This window comes from Streptomyces sp. NPDC002742 (assembly GCF_042888885.1).
GTDB lineage: Bacteria > Actinomycetota > Actinomycetes > Streptomycetales > Streptomycetaceae > Streptomyces.
Map to the genome: position 1 here is coordinate 17783 of NZ_JBIAQF010000005.1, position 26369 is coordinate 44151.

Below are 26369 nucleotides of genomic sequence, written 5' to 3' on the forward strand. Positions count from 1 at the left end.
AGGTTGAAGCGGCCTTACATGGCCATGTCTGGTCGACTTGTGGCCAACGTGGCGGGCGTGCCCGTGCGCGGACCGGGCGGGGCGGGTCTCACGCCCTCACGGTGAATGAACCCGTACGGCCCACCCACCCGCTCACCCGGCACTCCCCGTACGCTCCGCGCGCCCCTCCGTCGTTACGCCGCCGCGTCGAATCCCGTGTCACGCGCCAGCTTCTTCAGTTCGAGCAGGGCGTGCTTCTCGATCTGACGGATGCGCTCGCGCGTGAGCCCGTGCTCCTTGCCGACCTCCGTGAGCGTCCGCTCCCGGCCGTCCTCGATGCCGTACCGCATCTTGATGATGGAGGCCGTGCGCTGGTCGAGGTGACCGATCAGGTCGTCCAGCTCCTCGCTGCGCAGCAGCGTGAGAACCGACTGCTCGGGCGACACGGCCGAGGTGTCCTCCAGCAGGTCGCCGAACTGGGTCTCGCCCTCGTCGTCCACCGCCATGTTCAGCGAGACCGGGTCGCGGGCCCAGTCCAGCACGTCGCCCACGCGCTCCGGCGTCGAACCGAGCTCGGCGGCTATCTCCTTGTGCTCGGGCTCCCGCCCGTTCTCACGGTTGAACTCGCGCTGCACGCGACGGATCCTGCCCAGTTCCTCGACCAGGTGGACGGGCAGCCGGATCGTGCGCGACTGGTCTGCGATGGAACGGGTGATGGCCTGCCGGATCCACCAGGTGGCGTACGTCGAGAACTTGAAGCCCTTGCGGTAATCGAACTTCTCGACCGCGCGCACCAGGCCGGCGTTCCCCTCCTGGATCAGGTCGAGCAGGGGCAGGCCGCTGCGCGGGTAACGGCGCGCCACGGCCACGACCAACCGGAGGTTCGAGCGGATGAATACGTCCTTCGCGCGCTCACTGTCGGCGAACAGCGCCTCCAGCTCCTCACGGGACGCGTCCGCCTTGGCCTCCGCCTCGCCGTCGAGGATCTGCCGCGCGAACACACCCGCCTCGATGACCTGGGACAACTCGACTTCCTTGGCGGCGTCGAGCAGCGGTGTTCGCGCGATCTCGTCGAGATACATGCCGACCAGGTCGCGGTCGGCGATTTCGCCGCCTCCGGCGCGAACACTGCGTGCCGCGTCGGCGGTCCCGCCGGTGGCGGACTTACGACGGGCGACGGCACGGGTTGCCATGCGTGCTCCCTTGCGTGGTGGGCTTGCGGGTGGTCCTGGACATCGGGCCTCACCCTCCCGGGTGCCCGGCATCTGATGGAAACAACGACTGGAATCAGGACAGAATTCCCAACCCGCACCTTGATTTTTCTGATCATGCAGTACCCTGTCGCACCACACGGGAGGGCTGATGCCGTCAGAACGTACAGATGTGCAGGTCAGGCCGGGAGCCGCAGCCGACCTCGGCGCACTCACGGACCTCTACAACCACTACGTACGTGAGACGCCCATCACATTCGACACCGGCGTCTTCACGCCGGAAGAACGTCGTCCGTGGCTGCTCTCCCACCCTGAAGACGGACCGCACCGCCTGATGGTTGCCACGGACACGGAATCACGGGCGATTCTTGGGTACGCCACTTCCAGCGCTTTTCGCGCGAAGCCCGCCTACGCGACCTCCGTCGAGCTGACGGTCTACGTCGCCCCGGACGCCGCCCGCCGCGGCGTCGGCACGCTCCTCTACGAAGCCCTCTTCGCGGCGCTCGCCACCGAGGACCTCCACCGCGCCTACGCGGGCATCGCGCTGCCCAACGAAGCGTCCGTGCGTCTGCACGAACGCTTCGGGTTCCAGCACGTCGGCACCTACCGGGAGGTCGGCCGCAAATTCGGCCGCTACTGGGACGTCGCCTGGTACGAGAAGGAACTCGCCCGCCGATAGGCCGGCACTCAGCCGAACTGCACCGACCGCTTCGCCATGCCCAGCCAGAATCCGTCGATCACGGACCGCTGCCCGTCCAGCTCGCCGGAGGCGTCGGCCGCGCCCATGGTCACGAAGAGCGGGGCGAAGTGCTCGGTACGGGGGTGGGCGAGACGGCCCGCGGGGGACTTCCGCTCGAAGTCGAACAGCGCGTCCACGTCACCGGCCTCCAGCGCGCGGTGTCCCCAGTCGTCGAACTCGCTCGACCATGCGGGCACTCCCGCGCCGGTGTGCCGCAGGGCCGCGAGGTTGTGGGTGAAGAAGCCGGAGCCGACGATCAGCACCCCCTCGTCGCGCAGCGGCGCCAGCTTCCGGCCGATCTCGAACAGCCGGACCGGGTCGAGCGTCGGCATGGAGATCTGGAGCACCGGGATGTCGGCCTCGGGGAACATCTCCACCAGGGGGACGTACGCGCCGTGGTCGAGCCCGCGGTCCGGGATGTCCTGCACCGGCGTACCGGGCGCACGCAGCAGCTTCCGTACGGACTCGGCGAGCCGCGGAGCGCCGGGGGCGGCGTACGTCACCTGGTAGTAGTGCTCGGGGAAGCCCCAGAAGTCGTAGACGAGGGGGACCGCCTCGGTCGCGCCGAGGGCCAGCGGGGCCTCCTCCCAGTGGGCGGAGACCATGAGGATCGCCCTGGGGCGGGGCAGGCCGGCCGACCAGGCGGCGAGCTGGCCGGGCCAGACCGGGTCGTCGGCGAGCGGCGGGGCACCATGACTGAGATAGAGGGCGGGCATGCGCTCCTGCGCGGGGCGCTCCTCGGTGGCGGCGGACATGGCGGCTCCCTCCAGAGAGTTCGATCGTACGGCGGTAGTGCTCCGCCTTTGAAGGAGTTGCTTAAAGTCTCAAGTTCTTTATCGAGACTACGGCGCCTTTGTTTAAGTTTCAAGAAGGGGCTCGTAGAGTGGAGTACATGAACACGGCACCCGCTCCCGCTGAAGAGCCGCGCTGGCTCACCGACGAGGAACAGCGCATCTGGCGCGCGTACATGCACGCCACGACCCTCCTGGAGGACCACCTCGACCGCCAGCTCCAGCGCGACGCGGGCATGCCGCACATCTACTACGGACTGCTCGTGCAACTGGCCGACGCACCGCGCCGCCGACTGCGGATGACCGAACTGGCCATGAACGCGAAGATCACCCGTTCCCGGCTCTCGCACGCCATCGCCCGCCTGGAGAAGAGCGGCTGGGTGCGCCGCGAGGAATGCCCGTCCGACAAGCGGGGGCAGTTCGCGGTCCTGACCGACGACGGCTACGAGGTCCTGCGGCGCACGGCGCCGGGCCATGTGGCCGCCGTACGCCAGGCCCTGTTCGACCGGCTCGGCGCGGACCAGCAGAAGGCCTTCGGCGAGGCCATGCGGATCATCGCCGAGGGGCTCCAGCCGAAGGACGCGGGCGCTGATCTGCCCTGGTTGCGCTAAGGGTTGCCGGCCGTTCGGCGGCCGGCGGCGGGGTGGCGGGATGGCGGGGTTCCCGGGTCCGGACAGGGGACTGCCCCGGCTCCGTCGTGCGTGGAACCGGGGCAGTCACCGGGAGTCGTACGGACAAGGCGTCCCCACCCTCGTCCGTACGCGAAGCACCGGAGTGCGGCTACGGAAGTACCGGAGTGCGAGACGGTCGGTCGCGGGGTCAGTGCGCGATGACCGGCACCTTCAGCTCGTCCTCCGCGCCCTCGCCCGAGCCGGCGACCACGGAGGTGTCCGGACGGCCGGTGTTGATGAGGGTGAAGGCGATTCCGGCGGCGGCCACGAGGATGCCGACGGCGAACCAGATCGCGTTGCTGTAACCGTGGACCATGCCCTCCGCCTGGACGAGCTGCTGCTGCGCCTTGGTGCCGGCGCCCGCCATGTGGTCCTTGATGTAGGCGGTGGTCGCGGAGGCCGCGATCGTGTTCAGCAGGGCCGTACCGATCGCGCCGCCGACCTGCTGCGAGGTGTTGACCATCGCGGAGGCGACACCGGCGTCACGCGGCTCGATGCCGTGCGTGGACAGCGACATGGCCGGCATGAACGCCGTACCCATGCCGAGGCCGAGCAGCAGCATCGCCGGCATCACCAGGGAGACGTACGACGAGCCGATCTCCAGCTGCGCGAGCAGCAGCATGCCGAGCGCGGCGACCAGGAAGCCGGGGCCCATCAGCAGCCGCGGCGCGACGCGGGTCATCAGCCGGGCACCGATCTGCGTGGAGCCCGTGATCATGCCCGCGATCATCGGCAGGAAGGCGAAGCCGGTCGAGATCGGCGAGTAGCCCTTCACGATCTGCAGGTAGTACGTGAGGAAGAGGAAGGTGCCGAACATCGCGATGATCGCGAGACCGAGGGAGAGGTAGACACCGCCGCGGTTGCGCTCGGTGACGACACGCAGGGGCAGCAGCGGGGCCTTGACCCTGGACTCGGTGAAGACGAACGCGGCCAGCAGAAGAGCCGAGGCCACGAACATGCCGACCGTCACGGAGTCGCCCCAGCCGTCGGACGCGGCGCGGGTGAACCCGTAGACGAGGGAGACCAGACCGAGCGTGGACAGGACCACACCGGGGATGTCGAGCGGTGAACGGTTGCGGCCGCCCTTGGGCTCACGGATGACGAAGTAGGCGCCCGCGGCCGCGACGATCGCGAACGGGATGTTGACGAAGAAGGTCCAGCGCCAGTTCAGGTACTCGGTGAGGACACCGCCGAGGATGAAGCCGACGGCGCCACCGCCACCGGCGATCGCCCCGTAGATGCCGAAGGCCTTGGCGCGCTCCTTGGCGTCGGTGAACATGACGGCGAGCAGCGAAAGGGCCGCGGGCGCCAGCAGCGCGCCGAACACACCCTGAAGGGCGCGGGCGCCGAACATCATCCCGCCGCTCTGCGCGGCACCGCCGAGCGCGGAGGCCGCGGCGAAGCCGACCAGACCCACGACGAACGCCCGCTTGCGGCCCCACAGGTCGGCGATACGGCCGCCGAAGAGGAGCAGACCGCCGAAGGCGAGGGCATAGGCCGTGACGACCCACTGGCGGTTGCCGTCCGAAATACCCAGGTCCTGCTGGGCGGAGGGAAGGGCGATGTTCACGATGGTGGCGTCGAGCACCACCATCAGCTGGGCGAGCGCGATGAAGACGAGCGCCTTCCAGCGGTTGCTGTGCGCGTCGGACGCTGGGTCCGGGACGGCCTTGACGGTTCCTGTTTCAGACATGGGGGTACCCACTCCGGGACTTCGTAGCGAAAAACTCAGTGAAAGGGGACGGCTCGTCGACGGTGACGGCCGGGAGCGCCTCGGCACGACTCGTCCCTGATGACGAGCACGCCTCGCGCGTGATGTGTACGGGCTGTAGCAGCCGTACGAGTTATGAGTGGTTGTCGAGCACGAGTACGAGTACGAGTACGAGACGGTTACGAGTTCTGACCGTCGCTGGGTGCCGGGCTCATCGGTCCTCGATGGCCCGATCGCTCCAGCCATCTGTCAGCCGACCGGCCGGCCTGTTTGTTTGTCTGTCTGTCTGTCTGTCTGCCGGCCTGCCTGCCTGCCTGCCTGCCGAGGTGACGGCAACCGACGGGTCGGTCACCGGTCGCTCACCGGCCGTCGATCGATCGTCGACCGATCGGCCATGGCACCTCACGTATCGGTCACGCTCGTCGCAGTTCCTCCAGGTTGGCGGCCACTCCGGGCAGTTCGGAGCGGGCCGGAGCCCGCATACCGTCCAGGAGCAGCTGCAGATGACGGTGCACGAAGCGGTCGATGCCCTGGCACGCGGTGCCGGGCAGCGGCCTGGTGAGCTGACTGACCGCGATCATCACATCGCCCAGCTCGACGTCGGGGCGCAGCTGACCGGCCTCGCGGGCGCGGGCCATCAGTTGCTGGAGCAGATCGGTGATCCGGTCGCGCGCGGCGACCAGGTCGGGATGGTTCTGGTCGAAGTTCTCGGAGAGCATCGGGCACAGGGCACCGATCCGCTCATCGGCGGCGAAGTGCACGAAGCCGCTCAGCGACTCGAAGGCGTCGCCGCTCGCCGCGAGCGCCTCCTCGACCCACTCCGAGGTGCGGTCCATCACCGAGCACACGACCTCGCGGGCGAGGGCGTCGCGGTCGGGGAAGTTGCGGTACAGCGTGGCGTTGCCGACACCGGCCCGGCGGGCGATCTCGTCGAACGGCACCTCGGCGCCGAACTCGACGAACATCTCGCGGGCGGCGGCGACGATCCGCTCCCGGTTGCGCAGGGCATCGGCACGGGGCCGGGCCACTCGACGCTGCACGGGGGTTGCGGTCTCCACGGCGTACTCCTCGAAGCATCTCGAAGCTTGAGTGCGATCCGGGGATTGGCTCCCCGTTTCGCTCGGACGTATGGCTAAACGGGGAAACGATCCCCGGTTATTTCCCGACCCGGAAGAGAAATGTGTGACCTGCGTCACACCTCGGTCGGGGAGCCTTCCGCCGGTGGCCCGGCGCGTCTCCGGGCGGTCGGCCGCACCCCGGATCCACCCGACCGCCCCCGACTTTCCCCGCCCCTCGCCGACCCTCCCCCGCTTCCAACCCGGCCTTCCTCGGCTCCCGTTCGCCCTCCCCGCCTCCCGTCCGGTCGGCCTCCCGCCGGCTTCCAGGGAGGCCTCGCGACCCCGCTGTGCCCTCCCGGGAGGAAACCGTTTCAGGCCCTCCCGGAGATGAACCCGATCGGGCCCATCCAGCGCGCGCCCGGCGCGTCGGCGACTCAGGGTGATCGAGAGAGTGCAGTCGGAGACCGGTGGCTGCCGTGGAGCGAAGGGCCCCCGCATGCAGCCGTCCAGCCGCCGGATACGCCCGCGCCGTGCGGCCGCGCTCGTCACGGTGACCGTGCTGACGCTGGCGGTCAGTACCTCCGCCGGCAGCGGACACCTGACGGTCGGCTCCGCCACGGCGGGCTCCACCGCGCTGGCTCGCTCCACGGCGCTCGGCCCCTGCATGATCAACGGCCCGTCCGGTGTCCAGATGGGGGAAGGCATCCCGACCCCACCCGGTTACGCCCGCTCCACCGGCACGCTCCGGGCCCTGACCCTGATGGTCGACTTCTCCGACGCGCCCGGCAAGGGCAGCGCTCTCGACCGGTACGACGAGTTCTTCCCGAAGACGCAGGAATGGTTCCGCACAGCCTCCTACGGCCGCCTCGACTACCGCCCCGAAGCCCCCGTCCGGCACTGGCTGCGTATGCCCAAGTCCTTCAAGGCGTACGGCATAGAACGCGGCGCGCCGTTCGACCCCGGGTACCGCGAACTGGTCCAGGACATCGTGACCGCGGCCGATCCCGAGGTCGACTTCCGCTCGTACGACATCCTGAACGTCCTGGTCACTCCGAATGCCGGGCCCTCCGCGCTGGACACCGTGCTGTCCGTGACCTTCGCCGGCAACGCCGAGGCACCGGTCGCCGACGGCGTCCCGGTCGCCAACGCGTCCTTCGTCTACAGCCGCCAGGACGACGGCTCGGGCTCCTACTCCGACACCGGATACCGGGTACTTCCGCACGAGAACGGCCACACCTTCGGCCTGCCCGACCTGTACACCCAGGACGGCGGCGGCGCGGTCGGGCACTGGGACATCATGAGCGAGGACTGGGGGGCAGACAACGACCTCCTGGGCTGGCACAAGTGGAAACTCGGCTGGCTCGACGCCTCCCAGGTCAGCTGCGCGGCGGCGCGCGGCACCAGCGAGTACAGGCTGACCCCGCTGGCCCTGCGCGGCGGCGCCAAGCTGGTCGTCATACCCACCAGCGCCCGGAGCGGGTACGTCCTGGAACTGCGCACCCGTGCGGGCAACGACTCCGCGGTCTGCCATCCCGGCGTCCTCGTCTACAAGGTCGACGCGGACGTCGACACCGGGAACGGACCCGTCACGGTGTACGACTCCCACCGCGACAGCGGCGGCTGCACCCGTTCCCCGAACGTCCAGGCCGAACTCTCCGACGCGCCCTTCTCCCCCGGTGAGACCTTCAAGGACGCGAAGGCCGGGCTCACCGTCCAGGTCGCGTCGGCGGACGCAGCGGGGAAGTATCGGGTGTACGTGACGCGCCGCTGACCGCCGGACGATCCGCCGGGCGACCGGCAGGCAGCCACCCAGCCAGCCAGGCAGGCAGGCAGGCAGGCAGGCAGGCAGGCAGGCAGGCAGGCAGGCAGGCAGGCTCATCGGAAGCCATACGAAACCGGACAGTCAATCGGACGGACAACCGGACGGACAACCGGACTGGCAGGGGCTCGCGCGGCAGGCCGGCGCCCGTGCCGGGAAACGGCCGACCCGCATCCGCAGCCGGGCAAGCACTACCGTGGCTCTTCTGAGATCCGCCACACGGTGGCTCATCTGAGACGCGCCAAACGGTGACTCTTCTGAGAGCCGCATCGGAGAGCCCATGCCATCGAGCCCTATGTCGTCGAGCCCCACACCGTCGAACATCAAGTCGTCGAACGTCACGCCCCCGAACGGCAAGCCCTCGCAGGCCGGGCCCGCAACGGGGTCGGGCAAGGCAGTGCCGGCCACCGAATCCGGGGCGGGCCAAGGGGCCGCGGCAGACCAAGGGGCCGGGACGACCGTCTCCGGGCCCGGGGCTGCGGGGACTGCCGGAACTGCGCGGGCTGTGGGGACTGCCGGCACCATGCGGACTGCCGGCACCGCGGGGGCCGAGGGCACCGCGGGGGCCGAGGTGCCCGACGAGGCGGTCACGCCGCTCATCCGTGGCATCGCCGTAATCCGACGGCTCACCGAGGCGGACGGGATGTCCAGTCTGAGCGGACTCGAACGGGCCACCGGGCTGGCGCGGTCCACCGTCGACCGGATCACGGCGACCCTCGCCCGCATGGGATACGTACGCCTCGACGGGCGGGACGCCGTACTGGCCCCCCGCCTTATGGAACTCGGCAACGCCTACCTCGCCGCACTCCGCCTGCCCCGTCTCCTGGACGCACACGCGGACGCGCTCGCCGACGAACTCGACGAGTCCGTGTCCCTGGCCGTCGGCGACCGGGACGGCGTCCGCTTCATCCATCAGGCGACCCGGCGCCGCGCGATGTCCCTGAGCTTCCGCATCGGCGACCTGCTCCCCGCCGAACGCACCGCCCCGGGCCCCCTGTTCGCTTCCGAATGGAGCGAACAGGAGTGGACACAATGGCGGGAGCGCCGCACGGCGGACCCGGAGGACCGCGGCTTCCCCGCCGTACCGGCACGGAGCAGACCGTACGAGGGGAGCACGGACGTCACCACACGCCCGGCCGCCCAACTCCCCACCGTAGGGGATGACTTCGAACAGCGGGCGGTAGAAGCGGGCGGGTTGGGCTGGGCGTTGGACGACCAGCTGATCGAACCGGGCCTTGTCGCCGTGTCGATGCCCGTACGGGAGGCGGGGCGGATCGCCTGCGTGGTGAACGTGGTGAGCCACACGAGCCGGCACAGCGCCGCCGGCCTACGGGACACGCTGCTGCCGCGCCTGCGGACGGCAGTGGCCGAGATGGAACGGGCGTTGGCCCTGGACCGGGAGCCGACGCCGGAGCGGACCACGCCGCCCGGGAAGAGCGGCGCACGAGTCGACGCGTGGGCGGCGGGGAACGTCACGCCTCCTTCCCCTTCCGGACTCGCCGACTGGACAAGCGCCTCCAAGCAGGAACTGGGGCGCGAGTTCGTCGAATCACTGGCCCGCGGACTGACCGTGATCACCGCCTTCGGTGAGGGCCGGGCCGAACTGACCCTCACCGCGGTCGCGCAGGCGACCGGACTCGCCCGCGCGACCGCCCGCCGCGCCCTGATCACGCTGGAACACCTCGGATACGTCACCACGCACGACCGCGTCTTCCGGCTCACCCCGCGCGTCCTGGGCCTCGGCTTCCCGCCACTCTCACGGACCTCGCTTCCCGAGATCGCGGCCCCGCATCTGGCCGAACTCTCCCGGCGACTGCAGGACTCGGTGTCGCTCGCGGTGCTGACCGGCGACGAGATCCAGTACACCGGGCGCGTCTCCACCCGCCGCATCATGAACGTCAACGTCACCGTCGGCACCCGGCTGCCCGCGTACGCCACCTCTCTGGGCCGAGTGATCCTGGCCGATCTCCCGGAGGCTCGCGTGACGGAGGTACTGACCGGCGGACTGCCGGAGCGGTTGCACCCACTGACCCCACCGACCCCTTTGACCTCATCGACCCCGCGGACCATCACGGATCCGGATCGGTTCAGGGCAGAACTGGACCGGGTGCGGAAGGCTGGATACGCCATGGTCGAGGAGGAGTTGGAGCAGGGACTGCGGTCCATCGCCGTCCCCGTGCGCGACCGCGGCGGACGGGCCGTGGCCGCGGTGAACGTCGCCATGCACAGCAGTCGCCGTACCGCCGAGGCGTGCGTCAGTGACGTACTGCCCGAACTCCACGCGACGGCGACCCGCATCGAGGCGGACCTGCACATCGCGGGCCGCTTCGGCCGAGTGCAGTTGAGCTGAGAGAAACGCCGGAGCCACCGAGCGCAGGACGCCCGAGCGACCTCGCCGCTCCTTGGACCCGGCCACCCGGCCCCTCCTCCGCTCCTCCGCTCCTCCAACAATCGCTTCCCGTAGGGGAATTACCGCCATGGCGTGAAGATGATCTGCGCGACCCGGCCCCGTTGACAGATCCAAAAGCAGGTTCCTAGCGTCGCTTGCGGCAGGACGAACAGCAGCCGAACGACAAGGAGCGTCCGGGTGGTCGCGTCGTGGTGAAGCAGGAGAGGTCCGAGCGAACCAGGCGCAACCTGATCCGGGCCGCGTCGACCGTGTTCGACCAGGCCGGGTACGAACGTGCCACCCTGTCCGCGATCAGCGAGCGCGCGCAGGTGACCAAGGGCGCCCTGTTCTTCCACTTCGCGGCCAAGTCCGATCTCGCCCGCGCCGTACAGGCGGAGGCCTGCGTCACGTCGGGCGCCGCACTCGTGAAAGTGGCGCGGCGCGAGACCCCCGCCTTCGAGATCGCCACCGCCATGGCCCACACCCTCGTAGGGCTCCTGGAAACCGACATGATCGTCCGCGCGGGCGCGCGGCTGACCCAGGAGATCAGGACCCCCGGCGACCCGTCACTCCACTGTCACCTCAACTGGCTCGGCGCCCTGCACAGAACCCTGAGCCGTGCACGGAGCGACGGTTCACTGCTCCCCGACGTCGATGTCCGCGCGGCCGCCGTCCTGATGCTGTCCATGATCACCGGCACCACGACCCTGCCCCGTCTCCCCACCGACCCTGCCTCCCCCAGCCTCCCGCCGCTCCCCCACCCGCAACGCGCTTCCGGCCCCCACCTCGCGCCCCACTCCCCGGGCGAAACAGGAGACCAGTGGCTGACCCGCATGCTCCACCTGACCCGCCCGGCCCTGTCCGACCTCCCGACGACATGACCGCCCACCCGCCCCAGAACCAGCCTGCTCACCCGGACCACCACGCTCATCCCGCGCCCGAGCCAAGATCACCCACGCGCTCGCCGCCTGAGCCGGTGCGCACATCCCTCCGCCCTCGGATCAAGCACCACCCGCTACACCGACCGCGGTGGCTGCGCCCTCACGGGCTGCCATCACGACCTGTCGCCAAGCAAGCCTGAGCGGTCCGCCGATCTCGGCAGACTTTCAGACACGCTTTCCGACAGATCCCCGCCTTCGCGCCTTCGTCGCCTTCGTGGGATGCGTCGAAAACCCTTGAGGCCCAGGTCAGCGCCTTAGCGCGGGCAGCCACCAAACGGCCCACCCTGGTTTTCAAAACGCGCCGGCTTGTGCGCACCGACCGGCCGGCGGACCGCCCGTCGTGAGCGAAAAACACCAGGACTCCCCACCCGGATCACCCTCTTGTCCCGAGGCCTGCCCTCGCCCCGAGCACCCCGAGTTGCTTCAGCTGCCCCCTTCAGGGTCGGCATGGTGCCTCTCGTCCATCACCAGGTTCAGGCAGTTGTGGACGAGTACGTCCCGGGACGGCGTTCCTCTCCGATGTGGTCCTGGAGAGGAACGCCGTCCGTGCCGCTATTGCTGTTCGGCCAGGTACCTGACGGAGTCCACGACGAACTCGCCGTACCGGAGGTCCGCTCCGATGGCCTCCAGCCTCGTGTACTGCTCGGGGGACAGCGTGGGGTGATCAGAGGCGCATCTCATTACTCTCAGCAGCACTCGGAACGCCACCTCCGGGGTGCAGCGGTTCGCGCAGTCGGTGAGCGCCGCGCGTACCTCGGCCTCCAGGAACTGCGTGGCCTCGATCTCGGCTACGACCGCGTCGAGGCAGTCCACGCCGTCCTCGACGTCCGCCCCCGCGAGCGGGGGTACATCCGAGCTCTCCGAGAGTCGCGCGTCGCACAGGGCGACGACCGTCCGCGTCCACTCGGCTCCTCCCCCCACGCGCTCGAAGGCCGGAAAGTACTGCGATCCGGCCTCCCACAACACCTCCAGCGTCGGCGAAGGCAGGTTGCCGAGAGTCCGCGCGTCGCGGCGTATCGCCAGGACCTCCTCGTCGTCGACCAACGCCGAGAGCTGCTTGGCGACGACGTCGGCAGCCGTGTCCCCGTCGTAGATCCAGTCTTGATGGAAGAGACCCATCACCGTCGACACACCGAAATCGAATTCCGTGAAACGTGGCATCGCGTTCCGTCTCCTCACTTCATGTAGCACCCTTCCTGGCCCCGAGCACTCCGAGTCACCTCAGCTGCCCCCCTTCGGGGTCGGCATGAGGCCGAATGTCTCGGGGACACTGACGGAAGTCCCTGACCGGGCCCTATTCGGGTGCCTGAGTGCAGAGGCGAGCACAATCGATGCCGCCGCCCGTACCCTGGCCTCCTCCAAGAACCGTGCCTCCTAGAGCACGGCGAGCACCGCGTAGGTCTGGGTCCCGCCGCCCTCCGCCGAGCAGCGCCCCGATGGCGTGTGATGGCGGGGCGCCACTCGTTGAGGCTGTCTCAGCATCCGCCTACGACTGCGGGCGAGTGGTCCAGATGACGCTGCGGTCTTCGCCTTCGAAGGCGAATCCGACGGGATCTTCTCCGCCGCGCTCAGCCGTGACGTTGTCAACGGAGTTCGAACGGGGTGGGGGTGCGTCATGTGGGCGCGGACCGCCCGCCGGTCAGGCGTGTTCCACGGACTGCCACAGCTCCCCGGTGACGTGGTGCTCGCCATAGCCGAACCGGCTGCCGAGTTCCTGGTAGTGACTGTACTGCTCCTGGGAGAGAGGCACGGACGCCACGGCGAGCAACCGCAGCAACAGACGGAATCCGAGGTCCGCGTCCACGTCGGTGACGACTTCCCCGATGGCGTGCCGGGCCCTCTCGCCGGGAATCGCTTCCCAGTGCGGGCTGATCTCCACCTCCGGCAGGAGCGGTTTCGCTTCCCGCACCACCCGCAGTACGGCGTCCCGGAGATCAGTCCGGACAGGTGGTGGGGCGTGGCGGTACTCGGGGGCGACGTCACTCAGGCGCTCTTCGCACACGTCCTCGATCTGCCGGAGCCAGTCCCGCGCGTCGATGCCGAGGAGGTCGATGTTGTAGCCCCGGCCCGAGACGGACAGCCAGAGCACACTGATCGTCTCGGAGGACAGCGAGGAGTCGCGCAGGCGGCGGGCGTCGGCGAGCAGCAGGGCCGCCGCCGAGCCCGGAGTCTGGGCACTGTCGTCGGCGGCCGCGGCCTGTCGGACACGTTCGCGCGGGGGGTCCTCCTGCCAGGCTCCTTCGAACCAGGGCGCGAGTGCCGAGAGACCGAAGTCGCCCGAGGCGTCGCGGCGCGCGGTGTCGATGGGAGGCCACAGGACGTCGAGGCCGTCGTACACCAGGGGCCCGGGCCAGCCGAGCGCGGTGTCCAACGCCATGAGACGGTCGTACTGCTCCTTGCCGACCGGTACGCCGTATGCCTTCAGCACGCGCAGGAGGAGCCTGAGCCCGAGGTCGCCGTCGCCTTCTCGGACGATCGCCTCCAGGGATTCCGCGACCGTGCCGGGTGACAGGGCGGCGGGGCCGGTCCCGGCGACGGCGCGGTCCAGCGAGCCCGCCGATGCGCGGATCTCCGCGACAACTGCCTCGCGCAGTTCGTCCTCCGTGATGCTCGGCCGGGCGAGCCAGTGTCCGGGAGCCCGCTCCCGCCCGAGGCCCGGCCATTGTTCCGCGAGGCGGTGCAGCCAGCCTCGGACGCCCGACTCGTACGCAGCGGGATCGAAGCGCCCGTGCGTGGCCGCGAGCCACGCTGTGCGGATGACCTCGTCGGGCAGAGGGGAGTCCAGGAGACAGCGCGCGTCCACGCCCAGTTCGACCGCGCCCTCGCCCTCGCAGACGGCGGCCACTTCGGACGCGAGGCGCAGTGACCGTGCCTCGTCGGGGGAGCCTGTCGCCGCCGACAGTTTGCCGGCGAGTGCGCTGAGGCCGAAGTCGCCCTCGTAGAACCGGCCGTACTGCTCACGCTGTCTCGCCATGGTGGTGTCCTGCTCCTAGAGAACGTCGTCGGGTGGGCCCGTCCCATTCGGGGCGGGCCCACCCGGGGTGGATGTCGGTCAGCCGTTCATGTCATGTGCCTCGGTGCCCGTCGGGGCGCCTGTCACTTGGGCAACGGATACGACGTGTACACGATGAAGCCTTCGTGCTTCTTCTTGCCCGGCAGTCGCTTGAGGACCACCCGAACCTCGTTGCCCGCGGCCTCCGCGGGGCCGCTCGCCTTGTACACGGTGCCCAGCGAAGCGTACTTATCCCACTTGCCTGTGATCGGGAACTCGGCCTTGTCGCGCCACTGTCCCCGCTTGTTCAGGAAGTTGTCCAGCGCCTTGAAACTGTCCGCCCTCCGCGTGCCGTTGGGGAAGAAGTACTGGGAGACGACCCGGTCGACGGCCTGCTGGGCGATCTCGGCGTTGGTCCACACCGTGCTGATCGGGGCCAAGCCGTTGCGCTCGTTCGCCTGAGCGTCGGCAATAGCCTGCCTGGCGTTCCGGTCGACGTGCTTCGAGAGCGTGTGCGCCCCCGATTCCGGGTAGGCCGTCTCATCGGCGAGGTTCACGCAGTTGTGGACCAGCAGGTCAGCGGCGTGCTGCCCTTCGGAGCGCACGTAGAACGTGTGCAGTCCGTCGACGGTCAGGTCGTACACCTGGCGCGGTGCCGTATCGGTCAGGTCCCGCAGAGCGGTGACGGAGTGCGTCTCACCGTCGGGTGAGCGCAGCCGGTCGCCCTGGTGCAACTCGTTCACGTGGGTCCAGCCGAGACCGACGACATAGACACGGTGACCAGGGGTGCTGGTGATGCTGCTGCCGCCGGCGAGGACGATCCGCACCAAGTGGTCCGTGTCGTGCGCGAAGGTGGCGCTGATCGCCTGAGGACGCTGCGCGCCGCTCTCCGGATCAGCGGCCAGCACCCGGTCGCCGGGCCGCACCGTACTGATCGCCTTGAGGCTGCCGTCCGCCATCAGCACCCGTGTCCTGCCGGGGAAGCTGTCGACCCGGCAGGAGGCGGCGATATCCTCGTAGAGGCTGGCCGTCTTCTCGATGCGGTTGAGGGCCGCCGGGTCGAGCTCGTCCAGGGCCCTCAGGGCGTTGAACGCGTCCCGGATGCCGACGCCGGTGGCGAGTGAGGCGTCCACGGCGCGCAACGCCTTGGCGAGGGGCGCGAGGATCTTGCCCGCGAACAGGCTCGCGACGTCCAGGCCCGCCCAGGCGCATCCGGTCCAGCTGCCGGACTGGAAACCGGAGCTGAATTTCTCGGCGCACTTGATCCAGCTGCCGAAGAGGATGTCGACGGGGTCGACGCCCCTCTGGTACTCCTCCATCGTGATGGTGCGCGTGACCGTCTGCGACTGTTCCTTGGTCTGGGTCTTGCCCAGGTACAGCGTCGCTTCGGAGGGGCATTTGTACTTCTGCGGATCCAGGTCCTCCGCGGTGCACATGTAGAGGTCGAGGAACTGGATGTACCGGATCTTCACGGTGATCGTGCAGTCGCCGTTGTAGAAGAGCTTGTCGATGAAGCCGTCGCAGCCGTCCGACTTCTTGGTGACCTCCGGCTCGCCGACCTTCTGGACGTGGTCGACGACGTAGAACATCTTGCCGATCGTGCCGCCGTTCCCGTCAGGGACGGTTCCGGTGTTGATCTGCTTGGCCTTCTCCGCCTTCTCGGCTCTGTCGGCTGCTTCTTGGGCTTCCTTGGCGTATTTGTCGGCGTCTTTGGCGGCCTGTTCGGCTTCGGTGGCGGCGGTGTCGGCGCGGGTGGCGGCGGCTCGGGCGTCCTTGGCGTCCTGTTCGGCCTGGGTGGCGGCGGTGCGGGCGGCTGCGGCGTCGAGTTCGGCGGCGTCGGCGCTGTCGCGGGCGTCCTTGGCGTAGCCCTCGGCGTTGCCGGCCGCCTTGTCGGCGGCGGAGGCGTCGGTGGTGGCCTGGTTGTCGTAGTCGATGGTGCGGGCCAGGGAGGCTGAGGCTGCCGCTGCGGCCTTGGCTGCGTCGGCGGCGTAGCCGAGGGCGTCCTTCGCGTACGTGCGGGCGTCCGACGCGTATCCGGCGGCGTTGGCCGCGTGCTGGTAGGCCTCCTTGGAGTCGCCCTTGGCCTGGTCGGCGAGGTTCTTGGCCGCCCGGGCCTCGGCCGCGGCGTTGGTGGCGTGGGCGTCGGCGACGGCCTGCTGCTGGTCGGCGATCGTCTTCGAGCCCTGTCCGGTCAGGACGACCAGGCCGGCGGCGGAGTCGGTGTCGGCGTAGGCGGAGCCGAGCTGGATGGCGTCGTTGGCCGGGTCGGCGACCTGTTTGGCGGCTGCGCCGGCGTCGACTGCGGCCTGGGCGGTGACGTGGGCGTAGCCGGCGGCCTTCGCTGCGGCTGCGAGTGCCTTGGCCGCCTCCGTGTTGGCACCATTGGCCTGGGTTTTGGCGTCCTTGGCGTGCTGTTCGGCTTCGTCGGCGAGTTTGACCGCGTCCTTGGCCTCGGTGGAGGCGTCCTGGGAGGCCTTGATGGCGTCGGCGACCGCGCTGGTGGCGGTCTTGACGGCGGCGTCTGCCTTCAGTTTGTCGGCCTGGGCGGCGTCGGAGTCGGAGCGGGCGCTTTTGGCGGCGGCCTCGGCGCGGGTGGCCGCGGCGTCCGCGTCGGCTGCCGCCCGGGTGGCGGCGTCGGCCTCGGAGCGCGCCTTGGTCGCTGCCGTTTCGGCGTCGTCGGCCGCCTTGTCGGCGTCGTTCGCGGCGGCGCGGGCGGCGGTCGCCGCGTCACCGGCGTCCAGGGAGTCGGCGTACGCCTCCTTGGCGTCGGCCTTGGCGCGGGTCGCGTCGGCCTTCTGCTCGGCGTCCCAGGCGTCGTCGCGCAGGGACTTGGCGTGGTCCTTCGCCTTGACCGCGTCGTCGCGCCGGTCCCCGGCGGTCTTCTCGGAGGCTTCCGCCTTGTCCTTGGCGTCCTTCGCCTTCGTCGCCTCGGACTCGGCGTTCTTGCGGTGCTCGGCAGCCTCGGACCGCTTGACGGCGGCCGTCTCCTTCTGCGCCTTGGCCGTCTTCTCCTCGGCCTCCGCCGCCAGCCGCTTGGCGTGCGCGTCGGCGGCGTCCGCCTTGGCGTCGCCCTCGGCCGTCAGCGCGTCGGTGAGCTTGGCCTGCGCGGTCTCCTTGTCCTTCTTGGCGTTGTCCCGGTGCGCCTTCGCGGCGTCGGCGGCGGCCTTCGCCTGCAGCTCGGCCGTCTCAGCGGCCTTCTTGCGGAACTCCGCCTTCGACTGGGCGGCCTGCGCCAGCGCCCGCTGCGCGATGGTCGCGCTGTCCCCGGCGGAGGCGCGGGTGGCCGCCTCGGCGGTCTCACCGGCCTTCTCCAGCGCCGTCAGCGCGGCGGCGGCACCCTGCGTGACCTGGTCCTTCTGCTGCCCGACCAGCAGACCGCGGCCACGCGGCGCGCCGCTGGTGTCGGCGATGCCGTAGGCGGCCTGGACCGCCGTGTCCGAGGTGGTCGAGGCCTTCTGCGCGGCAGCGAGCTGCGCCTTCAGGACAGCCAGTTGCTTCTTCGCGGCGGCCTGCGCGGCGGCGATACCCGCCGTCGCCTTGGTGAACTGCGCCTTGTCCGGGTAGTCCAGCTGTCCGGTGCCGTTGTGGCCGGACGGCTTGATGTCGAACTGCTGCGCAGGGGTGTCGTTGCAGGTGTAGAGCTTGGCGTCGTTGCCGTTGTCGAAGGTGTGCAGGTCCAGGCATTTGCCCGTACCGACACTCTTCAGGCTGGTGGCGCCGCGCAGTTCGGACGCCCAGGTCTGCGACGTGGAGTCCTTGCACGACGAGATCTGGATTGTCGTGCCGTTCGCCGTGTTGTTCCCGGCCACGTCCATGCACTTGAGCGAGTTGACGTTCTGCAGGTGCAGCTTGTCCTCGCTGCCCAACAGCACCCACTTCTGCGCCGCGGAGCCGTTGCACGTATAGACCTGGACCGGTGTGCCGTTGTCCTTCTTGCCGCCCTGGACGTCGAGGCACTTGTCCTTCGCGGCGTGCACCTCGATGACGGTGGGGCTGTCGCCCACCCAGCCCAGACCGCCCGGCATCCAGTAGTCCTGCCACCGGGTGAGACGGTCGGCGTCCCAGGACTGGCCCAGCATGTCACTCAAAGCCTTCGCACCCTTGGAAAGGGCGTTGACCGCGTCCTTGTTCGCGCCCAGGATCTGGTTGCGCTGAGCGGCCTGCGAAGCGACCTCCTGCTGCCACTCGCCGGCCGCCGTGGAGGTGATGTCACCCAGCACGCCGTCCGGGTCGACCGGATCCCGCCAACCACACGCGGCGAAGCGGGACTTCACGTCCTCGACGGCGATGCGGTACTCCGGCGTGCCCGGCTGCGGCGCGCTGTGCGGGAAGCCACCGGAGGACAGGAAGAGACGGGAGTCGTCCGCGCCGGCGTTCGTCGCGGGCCCCCCGTGCATCCACTCAAAGGCGCTGCGCTCGGCGAGCGCGCGATTCCACTCCGCCTGCGTCGTCCCGGTGGGATCGGGGTCCTTCCCGTAGAGGGGGTCGCCCACCTGGTCGACGGCCTTGAGGGTCTTGTCGTCGGCCTTCGGGGTGGCGTCGTCGTAGAAGTCGGAGTCGGTCTTCCAGAACCGGTCGGCGACCCAGGCGGACAGACCGGTCTGGGAGTAGAAGCTCTTGTCGCCGTCGGGCGGCCAGTGGAAGTCGGTGTCGGTGAATCCGCCGGGCGTCGCAAGACCGTCCAGAGGTTTCTTCCACCCGTCGCGCTGAGCGGAGAGTGCGTCCATCTCCTTGCCCGCCGCGTCGCGGTCGTTGTTGTACGCGACGGCAAGCGGTGTCCGTTCCCAGTTCTTGCGGTCGGCCAGGACGTGGAGCTTGTCCGGCGTCTGGTTGAGGCCGTCCTGCGCGGTCGCGGCCATCAACGGGCCGCCCAGGCGCAGTACGTCGGCCATCAGGCACTGGTCCTGGCGCAGTTGCTCGGCGGCGGTGTCGTCGTACCAGGGGTAGGAGTCGGCCACCGGCTCGGTGTTCGGCCTGATCGAGCCGGGCTGCACCGCGAGAGCGGCCAGAACGGCCAGCGCGGCTGCCGAGGTGACGGCGGAGGTGAGCTTTCGCGATCTTCGTGCTGCGGGCAGCCGGAACCATGGTCTGGGGTGCAAGAAGGCATCCCTTTCTGCGTTCACTGGGGGGTACGAGCCCGAGGAGCGGCCGAACAGCGGAGAGCGGCGAGCTGCTCCTGAGGGGTGCTCAGGAGCACGCTGGACCAACCGCATCGATACATGCGCCGCGCCGGTACGACGGCATGGCGACGCAACTCATCCCCGTGAGCGACAGTGTTCCCCCGGTCGCTGAATGACGTGCGCGAACGCGGAACGGGTCAGGTTCCGCGTCATACGCGGCGCCACCTTATGCAGACATACCAGGATCCGCACAGAGATTCGATACGCCCGTGAGGGCGCTGGCGTGAAACCTCCTGCCGCCCAACGGTCCGCGGTCGGGGTCCCGGTCACCCGGCGGCGCATGGATTTTCTGTGCGCTTCCTGTGCCCAGGAGGTGGAGTGCGGCCTGTGCCCGTCCGGCAAAGTATGGCCGGTTTTCGACTCCACCCAAGTGGCCTGCGTGGGGCGCAACCGCGCCCCGCCGGAAGAACTGGAGAGCCGCGATTCGAAGCGGACCCGCTTCTACCACCGGCTGACCATCCCCTGTCAGATGAAGAACCACACCCTGCGCATCCGAGTCGACGAGACCCCGGAGGACCAGGAGATCGCCCCCTCGACCAGGCGGCAACACTTCAACCGCACCGAGCACCTGCGGCAGATATCGCCAGACACCCATGCCGGCCGCCGCCTCAAGGGATTCCGCCAGGACAGCGAGTTCCAGCACTCCCGCTTCGACCAGAGCTACCCCCACAAGAGAGTCCCTGCCTACGGGGCAGACGCGGCCCGGCTGATCTACATCGGCTACGCCTGGCTGAGCAACTCCGTCGCCCGAGCCAAGATCACCCACGCGCTCGCCGCCTGAGCCGGTGCGCACATCTCTCCGCCCTCGGATCAGGCGCCACCCGCTACACTGACCGCGGTGGCTACGCCCTCACGGGCTGCCATCACGACCTGTCGCCAAGCAAGCCTGAGCGGTCCGCCCATCCCGGCAGACTTTCAGACACGCTTTCCGACAGATCCCCGCCTTCGTAGCTCAGGGGATAGAGCACCGCTCTCCTAAAGCGGGTGTCGCAGGTTCGAATCCTGCCGGGGGCACACAACTAAGGGCCAGTTCAGAGGCTTGATCCTCTCGAACTGGCCCTTTCTCATGATCACGGCCGTGCCACACTCGTGCCACAAGGTCCGCCAGTGCCGTGACCGCATGGGTTCGCCGGATTGCTGGTCGGGACTGGTGGCCCGGTGCGCTCTCGCCGCGGTAAGGGCACGATCATCCGCGTGGCGGAGACTGAAGCCGATCCGCTCCTATGACCGGGGTGTGCTGTCCCAGCGCCACGTAGTGACACGAGGGTGCCCCGGCAGTTCGGCGCGCCCGGTGGCCCACAGCAGGGTGGGCCAGGGATCCGCGCCGCCCGGAGCCTCTGGAAACAGGCGGGCGAGCACGCGCGAGCAGAGAGCGGAGGGCGGGGTCCAGGCAAGCCCGAAGCCTTCCGCCAGATCGTGCATGTGTACCAGCGCCTCCACCACCCCCATCGCCGCGAAGCCCTCGGGGTCCGACACTCCGGCGGCGTGGTGGGCGCGGACCCTGGGCGGCGTGGTGCGCACCATGGCGACCAGCAGCGCGCCGCTCGCCTCCAGCGCCTGCACCAGGCCGGCCGGACCCGCATCACGGTCCACGAAAAGGAAGTTCGCGGGTCCGTCCGGCCTCTTCCGGCTCAACGCGAAAGGCACATGGGTGTCCAGCGGCGGGCTCTGCGGCCCCATCTGCACGGCGTAGTAGAACAGATCGTCGGCGAGGTGCTCGACGGTCTCCCAGCAGTCCCACTCCAGCGAACCGGCCTTACCGCCCCACCCCGCCGCGGGTGCCTCCCGAAGGACGCCCACGGCGAGCCGCACAGCAAGGTCGACGTCGTCCGCGGTGACGGGAGACAACTCTGATCCGGTTTCGCCTGATCGTGACATGACAGCACCGTATCGCTCGGAGTCCGCATCACCCCGCGTCTTGCGGATCATCGAGCCGAGCCGATCAGCGATCTCACGGTCCCGACCGCTCACCACGTGCTGATAGATCAGTGCCGCCCGCGGCGTGCTGTGGCCCATCCTGGTCATCAGCTCGCGCAGCTCGCGCAGCTCGCGCCGGCCGCGGCGAGTCTGTTTCCCGTGTGTCGGGGATCGTGGAAGTGCACGTCTGCCGTGATGTGCGCCTTGGCCCGCGCTCTGATCCAGTCATCCCGGAAGTCGCTCCGCCGCAGCCGACCATCCTGCGGACCGAGGAAGACGCGACCGTCACGGCCAGCCCCCGCGAAGCCGTCGAGGTGACGTTTCACGTCCGGCAGGAGGTGGTGGGAGAGGTGAGGGGGAGGGTGGCACGTTGATGGCCTTACGAACGGGAGTCACGATCCCGCAGGGCACTGATGCTGCCACTGGCATCGCTGAAATGCTCATAGGCGTGAGCCTGCCGGCGCGCATCACGAAGGCCTCTCGTCGCCGCCGTTTCGATTCGCCGCGCTTCTGGACTGGCAGCCATCCGGCGCCGATCGCGGCGCACCAGCACGACTGCCGCGGCCGCCACGATGCACACGACCGCTATCGCAGTCATCACCAGGTAGACCATGGTCACCCCCGTACTCGCCACAGACCGCCGCTCATCACGACCCGCGTCCCAGCGCTGATCGCCGAAGACCGCCCAGGCAACGGTAGCCATTCGGTTGTCGCCGCAGACCGGGCACTCCCCGGCAGCAACAACTCGCTGAACTCTGCCGTCCTCCGGCAACTTCCTGGCACGACGCCTGCAGGGAGGGAGTTCCAAGGACCCGCGGGAGCGGATGAGATCCGCGTAAGGCGGGGCTGTCGGACGAGCGGTCAGCCACGCTGTGCACCAGGGGCGCCCCCGGGAGACGGCAGGCAACGTTGCGCCCGCGGCCCACTGCGAGATCGTCCACGAGATCCCGGTCAACCGTCGGCAGAGGTGTCGGGCGACGTCAGAGGGTCAGGCGCCGTCACCCGGTCCGAAGGACGCCCCTGGGCGTTCGGAAACAGCGCGGCCCAAGTGTCAGTGGGCGTTGGCAGGATGGGCCGCATGACTCTCGCGACCGCAGCCGATTACGGCTGGATACGTTCCTCGTCCTCGCTGTTCGCCTACGGATTGGAGGTCGGGTACACCCTGACGCTGGTCCGGGGAGTCTCGCCCTCGGAGTTGTTCCGGATCGTGGGGGCCGAGCCGCGAGGCGTGTGTCAGGGCCTCAGTGGGTTCATCGCAGCAGAGCAGGAGTTCTTGGACGGGTACGAGGAGTGGCCCGAAGCCTTCCTCGCGGGAGCGTTCACCGCGCAGGGCGAGGGAGGGGACTGGACTCTCGCTCTGGAGTTCGGAGGCGATCTGGGAACGCGCCCCATGGAGGCACTCTCCGCGGGGACGCGTGCTGTCTCGCATTCGAGCAACGGCGGGAAGCCCATGCACTTCTTCCACTGGTACGAAGACGGCGAGTTGCGGACGACTTTCGAGTGGCCCTCGAACAGGACCGGCAGCACTCCCGATGAGCTGAACGGCCTGATGACGGAGGTCGGCCTCAACCCGTCGGGGGACGAAGATCCCGATGTCGACAGGAAGGCAGCGGTCCTGGCGCTGGCAGAGCGGCTGACAGGCGTACGGGTGACCGAGGAGCTCCTGGCGGAGGCCGAGTACCAGGTGGGGGAAGTCCCGGAGGAAGACGCCGAGGAGTGGCGGAGCATCACCGTCGACGTCACGGACGCGCACGGCGCGGGGACGCACGTACAGCTGCGACGAGATCAGCCCTGACACACGAGGTGTCACCGACCACCGCCACTTCCATGTCGCCCGACGAGAAGCCTGCCTCGTTCGAGTCGCCCGGGAGCAGCAGGGCCTGTCGCCACCTGTGGCCACCTGTGGCCACCTGTCGAATCCGTGCCGGAGGCCCGTCCCCGAGACGCCGGGCAGTCCTGATACCGGACGGGCTGGGCGGTCTGTCGCTTCGTCAGTCGCCGGTTTCCGCCTCGTCGTAGGCGGCGGTCATGGGGACCCAGCCGGCGGGGTTGCGGTACCAGTAGAGCGGTAGCCCCTTGATGCTGGTGGTGCGGAACGGGCGGCCGTGGTCGTCGATGCGCACCGTTCCGGTCCGGCCCTGTGAGGACCATTCGAGGTCGAGGTACCAGTCACAGGTGCAGGACTCGGTGCGCGCGGAGACCTGCAGCACCTCCGGCTCCTGCAGGGACACCCGGTAGGGGAAATCCAGCGCGGGGATCGGCCTGTCCGAATCGTCGCCGGGCATCGACCGGGCCAGGGGTCGGCGCTCGTCGAGGTTCACGGAGAAGTAGCGGGGAGTGAGAACGGCGCCGCAGCCTTCGTACATGGAGTAGGCGATGCCCCGGCCGGCGGCGGGGGTGGTGCGGTTGACCACGCGCACATGCAGTGCCTCCAGGACTACGGAGGCGGAGCCTCGTCCCTGCACCGAGATCCGCAGATCGGTGGTGCGCCCGTGCACCGCGCGCTGGGACGCGGCCCACGCCGCGGCGTCCCCCGGCGTCGGCGGTGGCGGGACCTGCTGCGGTTGCTTGGCGATGACGTATTCATGGTCGCATTCGAGTTGCCAGACATGGGAGTCGGCCGTCCAGGTGAGCGGGGCGAGCGGTGGGACCGTGCCGTCGCTCGCCCGGTTCTGCTTCGGGCCGCCGCCGCGGTGCGCGGCAGGCGCGGAGGGTTTCGGTGTGGTGCGGGCAGAGGCCGACGGATGGACCGTGCCGACGCTCACTTGGTTCTTCTTCGGGCCGCCGCGGCTGTGCGTGGCAGCCCCGGAGGGTTTCGGTGTGGAATGGGCGGAGGCCGGCAACTCACCGCCATCGGAGGGGGGTCCGGCAGCGGATGTGGTGAGGCCGGCTAGCGCGACGGCGAGCGAGGCCGCCAGCGCTATCGATCGCACGGGCCGTCGTCGGGGGCGCCCGGAGTGGGGCTGCCGGTCGGCCGGCGGGATCGGACCCGGGAGCGGGTTGGCCCCCGAGGTCGGCCCCGGGAGCGGGGCGGCCGACGAGGTCGGCTCGGGGCGCGGGGCGGCCCGCGAGGTCGGCTCGGGGCGCGGGGCGGCCCGCGAGGTCGGCTCGGGGCGCGGGGCGGCCCGCGAGGTCGGCTCGGGTTCCTCGTCCGCCGGGCTGCTGTGGTTCGCGGATACGGTCAATGCCGCGCTGCTCGTGGTGTCGTGGGGCGTCGGTGCCCGTCCGGCATCGGATGGGCGTGGTCGTTGCCGTGCCGCGACTGCCAGGATCCACCGGCGGTGCAACTCCACGCGTTCCTCGGTGGAGGCTCCGCAGAGGGCGGCGAACCGCTCGATCCCGGCGAAGTCCAGGGGGACCGCCTCTCCGGCGCAGTAGCGGTGGAGCGTCGAGGCATTCATGCCCAGCCGACGGGCCAGCGCCGCGTAGCTGCGGTCTGTACGTTCCTTCAGACGCGTCAGCAGTGACGCCAACTCCGCTGTCTCATAGTGGATTTCACCCATGTGGTCCGTACTCGCATCCATCCGTCGGCCTGTGCGGTCATGTCCCGATCCGGGACGGCACACCAGGGCACTCCCCATGCCTGCACGTCAATACGGCTGGGATGGTTCCACGGTTGCGAAACGTGAGCTTGCACACCAGCGGGCCACTGCCGGTGATCTCGTAGTGGCGGCTGCGGACGGCTGCTCACCGTCACCTCCATCGCCTCGCGGGGCCTGCTGAACGACGGGCCGCCGACGGCGTACATGGCCGTCGGCGGCGGAGTCACCGGGCCGCTGTGGGTGCGCGAGAGGCCGTATCGCCGACGGCTCCGATCGGCCCGGCCCCCATCGGACCCACCACCGTCATTGCCACCGTCATTGCCACCGTCATTGCCACCGTCGTTGCCGCCGCCATTGCCGCCGTCGACTTGACCTCGACCTCGGCTTCGCCGGCGGACGCCGGATCCAGGGAGGCCCCCCGAAGGAGGCCTCCCCGAGGACACCGTGACCGGCCCCCGCCCTCCTCAGTTCTGGTACACCCGGTCGTTCCCCGGACCGCCGGAGAGTACGTCCGCGCCGGCGTCTCCGTGCAGGAGGTCGTTGCCGCTGTTGCCGTAGATCTTGTCGGCGCCGGTGCCGCCGTGCAGGCTGTCGTTGCCTCGGCCGCCCTGGATGAGGTCGGCGCCCGCGTTGCCGTAGATCGTGTCGTTGCCGTCGTCGCCGTACAGACTGTTGTCGTAGTCGGCGTTCTGCGGGTCGTACTCGGCGTCGCCACCGCGCAGAACGTCGTTGCCCGCGCCGCCGTGGCAGGTGTAGCCGCAGGAGGTGAGGGTGTCGTTGCCCGCGCCGCCGAACGCGCCCTCGCCGTAGACGCCGCCGCCCCCGGACAGGTGGTCGTTGCCGTCCTGGCCGTAGAGGACGTCACGGCCGTAGCCGACGAGGGTGTCGTTGCCCGTCCCGCCGTAGATGCTGGAGTACCCGTTGTTGTCGGGGTCGACCGTCGCGGTGTCGTTGCCGTCGCCGAGGCTGACGATCAGGGTTTCGAGGTCGGAGGCCGAGGTGTCGGGTTCGGTGACCGTGCAGACCGCGATGGTGCTGTCGCCCGAAGGGGGACGGACACAGCCCGCGCCCAGGGAGATCTTCACCGTGTCGTCGAACGTGTAGATGTAGTCGGCCAGTTGGGAGTCGGGGTCGGTCGCGCCGAGCGCCCAGGTGATCTTCAGGTGGTTCGTCTGGCCGGCGGCCGCCGTGTAGTAGAGCTTCTGGCCGGTGGAGACCGCCGTGGCGCTCCTGGAGGTCGCGGCGCCTGCCGCCGTCGGGACGGCGACCGTCGCTGACACGACGACCGTGACCGCGGCGAGCGCCAGCGCTTTCGGCAGGGTGACGGTATGGCGAGTGAACATGGTTCCCCCTCGGTGAGGTTCTGCGGCCCGGTGCCCCGGCGGCCTGCCGGCCTGCCGGCCTGCGGCTCCGGAAGTGACGGAGCTCT

The 26369-nt window shown here is 69.6% G+C and carries 18 protein-coding genes and 1 tRNA gene; 8 read left to right on the forward strand and 11 right to left on the reverse strand.

Going from position 1 to position 26369, the window contains the following annotated elements; translation table 11 throughout:
• Positions 1-173: 173 nt before the first annotated feature.
• The gene (locus ACFYW8_RS09540) at positions 174-1172 is read right to left on the reverse strand and encodes a sigma-70 family RNA polymerase sigma factor (protein WP_365871749.1); all 999 of its coding nucleotides are present in this window, start codon (positions 1170-1172) and stop codon (positions 174-176) included.
• 169 nt (positions 1173-1341) lie between these two features.
• Between ACFYW8_RS09540 and ACFYW8_RS09545 the strand changes: the two genes are divergently transcribed.
• On the forward strand, positions 1342-1869 hold the full coding sequence (locus ACFYW8_RS09545) for a GNAT family N-acetyltransferase (protein WP_389069698.1): 528 nt from the start codon (positions 1342-1344) through the stop codon (positions 1867-1869).
• An 8-nt stretch (positions 1870-1877) separates the two neighbouring features.
• Here the strand turns inward: ACFYW8_RS09545 and ACFYW8_RS09550 are convergent, their stop codons facing one another.
• Complete coding sequence (locus tag ACFYW8_RS09550; protein ID WP_389069701.1) at positions 1878-2684, reverse strand: dioxygenase; 807 nt, start codon at positions 2682-2684, stop codon at positions 1878-1880.
• 137 nt (positions 2685-2821) lie between these two features.
• Between ACFYW8_RS09550 and ACFYW8_RS09555 the strand changes: the two genes are divergently transcribed.
• Positions 2822-3331, forward strand: a complete 510-nt coding sequence (locus tag ACFYW8_RS09555) for a MarR family winged helix-turn-helix transcriptional regulator (RefSeq protein ID WP_389069704.1) — start codon at positions 2822-2824, stop codon at positions 3329-3331.
• 208 nt (positions 3332-3539) lie between these two features.
• Here the strand turns inward: ACFYW8_RS09555 and ACFYW8_RS09560 are convergent, their stop codons facing one another.
• Both ACFYW8_RS09560 and ACFYW8_RS09565 read right to left on the reverse strand, forming a co-directional pair.
• Positions 3540-5084: an MFS transporter gene (locus ACFYW8_RS09560; protein ID WP_389069708.1), complete on the reverse strand. Its 1545-nt coding sequence runs from the start codon at positions 5082-5084 to the stop codon at positions 3540-3542.
• Positions 5085-5515: 431 nt separating this feature from the next.
• On the reverse strand, positions 5516-6160 hold the full coding sequence (locus tag ACFYW8_RS09565) for a helix-turn-helix domain-containing protein (protein WP_365871739.1): 645 nt from the start codon (positions 6158-6160) through the stop codon (positions 5516-5518).
• A 496-nt stretch (positions 6161-6656) separates the two neighbouring features.
• Here ACFYW8_RS09565 and ACFYW8_RS09570 point away from each other — a divergent pair, with 496 nt between their 5' ends.
• The 3 genes from ACFYW8_RS09570 to ACFYW8_RS09580 all read left to right on the forward strand — a co-directional run bounded on the left by ACFYW8_RS09570 (position 6657) and on the right by ACFYW8_RS09580 (position 11249).
• Positions 6657-7931 carry a M6 family metalloprotease domain-containing protein gene (locus ACFYW8_RS09570; RefSeq protein ID WP_365871737.1) on the forward strand — a complete coding sequence of 425 codons (1275 nt, stop codon included), beginning with the start codon at positions 6657-6659 and terminating at the stop codon, positions 7929-7931.
• A 571-nt stretch (positions 7932-8502) separates the two neighbouring features.
• The gene (locus ACFYW8_RS09575) at positions 8503-10329 is read left to right on the forward strand and encodes an IclR family transcriptional regulator C-terminal domain-containing protein (RefSeq protein WP_389069715.1); all 1827 of its coding nucleotides are present in this window, start codon (positions 8503-8505) and stop codon (positions 10327-10329) included.
• A 194-nt stretch (positions 10330-10523) separates the two neighbouring features.
• Positions 10524-11249 (forward strand): ScbR family autoregulator-binding transcription factor, encoded by a 726-nt coding sequence (locus ACFYW8_RS09580; RefSeq protein ID WP_389069720.1) that lies wholly within the window; start codon positions 10524-10526, stop codon positions 11247-11249.
• Positions 11250-11861: 612 nt separating this feature from the next.
• On the opposite strand, the gene ACFYW8_RS09585 is transcribed toward ACFYW8_RS09580, so the two are convergent.
• The 3 genes from ACFYW8_RS09585 to ACFYW8_RS09595 all read right to left on the reverse strand — a co-directional run bounded on the left by ACFYW8_RS09585 (position 11862) and on the right by ACFYW8_RS09595 (position 19400).
• Positions 11862-12470 carry a hypothetical protein gene (locus ACFYW8_RS09585; RefSeq protein WP_389069723.1) on the reverse strand — a complete coding sequence of 203 codons (609 nt, stop codon included), beginning with the start codon at positions 12468-12470 and terminating at the stop codon, positions 11862-11864.
• A 478-nt stretch (positions 12471-12948) separates the two neighbouring features.
• Positions 12949-14283, reverse strand: a complete 1335-nt coding sequence (locus tag ACFYW8_RS09590; protein ID WP_389069727.1) for a hypothetical protein — start codon at positions 14281-14283, stop codon at positions 12949-12951.
• A gap of 122 nt (positions 14284-14405) precedes the next feature.
• A complete protein-coding gene (locus tag ACFYW8_RS09595) occupies positions 14406-19400 on the reverse strand; it encodes an RICIN domain-containing protein (RefSeq protein WP_389069731.1) in 4995 nt (1664 codons plus the stop codon).
• A 460-nt stretch (positions 19401-19860) separates the two neighbouring features.
• On the opposite strand from ACFYW8_RS09595, the gene ACFYW8_RS09600 reads away from it, so the two are divergent.
• Together ACFYW8_RS09600 and ACFYW8_RS09605 are read left to right on the forward strand one after the other, a co-directional pair.
• The gene (locus ACFYW8_RS09600; protein WP_389069736.1) at positions 19861-20262 is read left to right on the forward strand and encodes a hypothetical protein; all 402 of its coding nucleotides are present in this window, start codon (positions 19861-19863) and stop codon (positions 20260-20262) included.
• A gap of 160 nt (positions 20263-20422) precedes the next feature.
• A tRNA-Arg gene (locus ACFYW8_RS09605) sits at positions 20423-20495 on the forward strand.
• Between the two features lie 207 nt (positions 20496-20702).
• On the opposite strand, the gene ACFYW8_RS09610 is transcribed toward ACFYW8_RS09605, so the two are convergent.
• Both ACFYW8_RS09610 and ACFYW8_RS09615 read right to left on the reverse strand, forming a co-directional pair.
• Positions 20703-21359 carry a hypothetical protein gene (locus ACFYW8_RS09610; RefSeq protein ID WP_389069739.1) on the reverse strand — a complete coding sequence of 219 codons (657 nt, stop codon included), beginning with the start codon at positions 21357-21359 and terminating at the stop codon, positions 20703-20705.
• A 418-nt stretch (positions 21360-21777) separates the two neighbouring features.
• Entirely contained in the window at positions 21778-22011 is a 234-nt protein-coding gene (locus ACFYW8_RS09615; protein ID WP_389069743.1) for a hypothetical protein, read from the reverse strand.
• Between the two features lie 465 nt (positions 22012-22476).
• Between ACFYW8_RS09615 and ACFYW8_RS09620 the strand changes: the two genes are divergently transcribed.
• On the forward strand, positions 22477-23193 hold the full coding sequence (locus tag ACFYW8_RS09620) for a DUF6461 domain-containing protein (RefSeq protein WP_389069747.1): 717 nt from the start codon (positions 22477-22479) through the stop codon (positions 23191-23193).
• Between the two features lie 196 nt (positions 23194-23389).
• Here ACFYW8_RS09620 and ACFYW8_RS09625 read toward each other — a convergent pair whose 3' ends face one another.
• Both ACFYW8_RS09625 and ACFYW8_RS09630 read right to left on the reverse strand, forming a co-directional pair.
• Positions 23390-24901 (reverse strand): helix-turn-helix domain-containing protein, encoded by a 1512-nt coding sequence (locus ACFYW8_RS09625; protein ID WP_389069750.1) that lies wholly within the window; start codon positions 24899-24901, stop codon positions 23390-23392.
• A gap of 503 nt (positions 24902-25404) precedes the next feature.
• Complete coding sequence (locus ACFYW8_RS09630; RefSeq protein WP_389069754.1) at positions 25405-26283, reverse strand: calcium-binding protein; 879 nt, start codon at positions 26281-26283, stop codon at positions 25405-25407.
• Positions 26284-26369 lie beyond the last annotated feature (86 nt).

Excerpts from the sequence above, each read along its gene's own strand:
- ACFYW8_RS09540 (WP_365871749.1), bottom strand. The coding sequence starts at position 1,172 with ATGGCAACCCGTGCCGTCGCCCGTCGTAAGTCCGCCACCGGCGGGACC.
- ACFYW8_RS09545 (WP_389069698.1), top strand. The coding sequence starts at position 1,342 with ATGCCGTCAGAACGTACAGATGTGCAGGTCAGGCCGGGAGCCGCAGCC.
- ACFYW8_RS09550 (WP_389069701.1), bottom strand. The coding sequence starts at position 2,684 with ATGTCCGCCGCCACCGAGGAGCGCCCCGCGCAGGAGCGCATGCCCGCC.
- ACFYW8_RS09555 (WP_389069704.1), top strand. The coding sequence starts at position 2,822 with ATGAACACGGCACCCGCTCCCGCTGAAGAGCCGCGCTGGCTCACCGAC.
- ACFYW8_RS09560 (WP_389069708.1), bottom strand. The coding sequence starts at position 5,084 with ATGTCTGAAACAGGAACCGTCAAGGCCGTCCCGGACCCAGCGTCCGAC.
- ACFYW8_RS09570 (WP_365871737.1), top strand. The coding sequence starts at position 6,657 with ATGCAGCCGTCCAGCCGCCGGATACGCCCGCGCCGTGCGGCCGCGCTC.
- ACFYW8_RS09575 (WP_389069715.1), top strand. The coding sequence starts at position 8,503 with ATGCGGACTGCCGGCACCGCGGGGGCCGAGGGCACCGCGGGGGCCGAG.
- ACFYW8_RS09585 (WP_389069723.1), bottom strand. The coding sequence starts at position 12,470 with ATGCCACGTTTCACGGAATTCGATTTCGGTGTGTCGACGGTGATGGGT.
- ACFYW8_RS09590 (WP_389069727.1), bottom strand. The coding sequence starts at position 14,283 with ATGGCGAGACAGCGTGAGCAGTACGGCCGGTTCTACGAGGGCGACTTC.
- ACFYW8_RS09610 (WP_389069739.1), bottom strand. The coding sequence starts at position 21,359 with ATGTCACGATCAGGCGAAACCGGATCAGAGTTGTCTCCCGTCACCGCG.
- ACFYW8_RS09615 (WP_389069743.1), bottom strand. The coding sequence starts at position 22,011 with ATGGTCTACCTGGTGATGACTGCGATAGCGGTCGTGTGCATCGTGGCG.
- ACFYW8_RS09620 (WP_389069747.1), top strand. The coding sequence starts at position 22,477 with ATGACTCTCGCGACCGCAGCCGATTACGGCTGGATACGTTCCTCGTCC.
- ACFYW8_RS09625 (WP_389069750.1), bottom strand. The coding sequence starts at position 24,901 with ATGGGTGAAATCCACTATGAGACAGCGGAGTTGGCGTCACTGCTGACG.
- ACFYW8_RS09630 (WP_389069754.1), bottom strand. The coding sequence starts at position 26,283 with ATGTTCACTCGCCATACCGTCACCCTGCCGAAAGCGCTGGCGCTCGCC.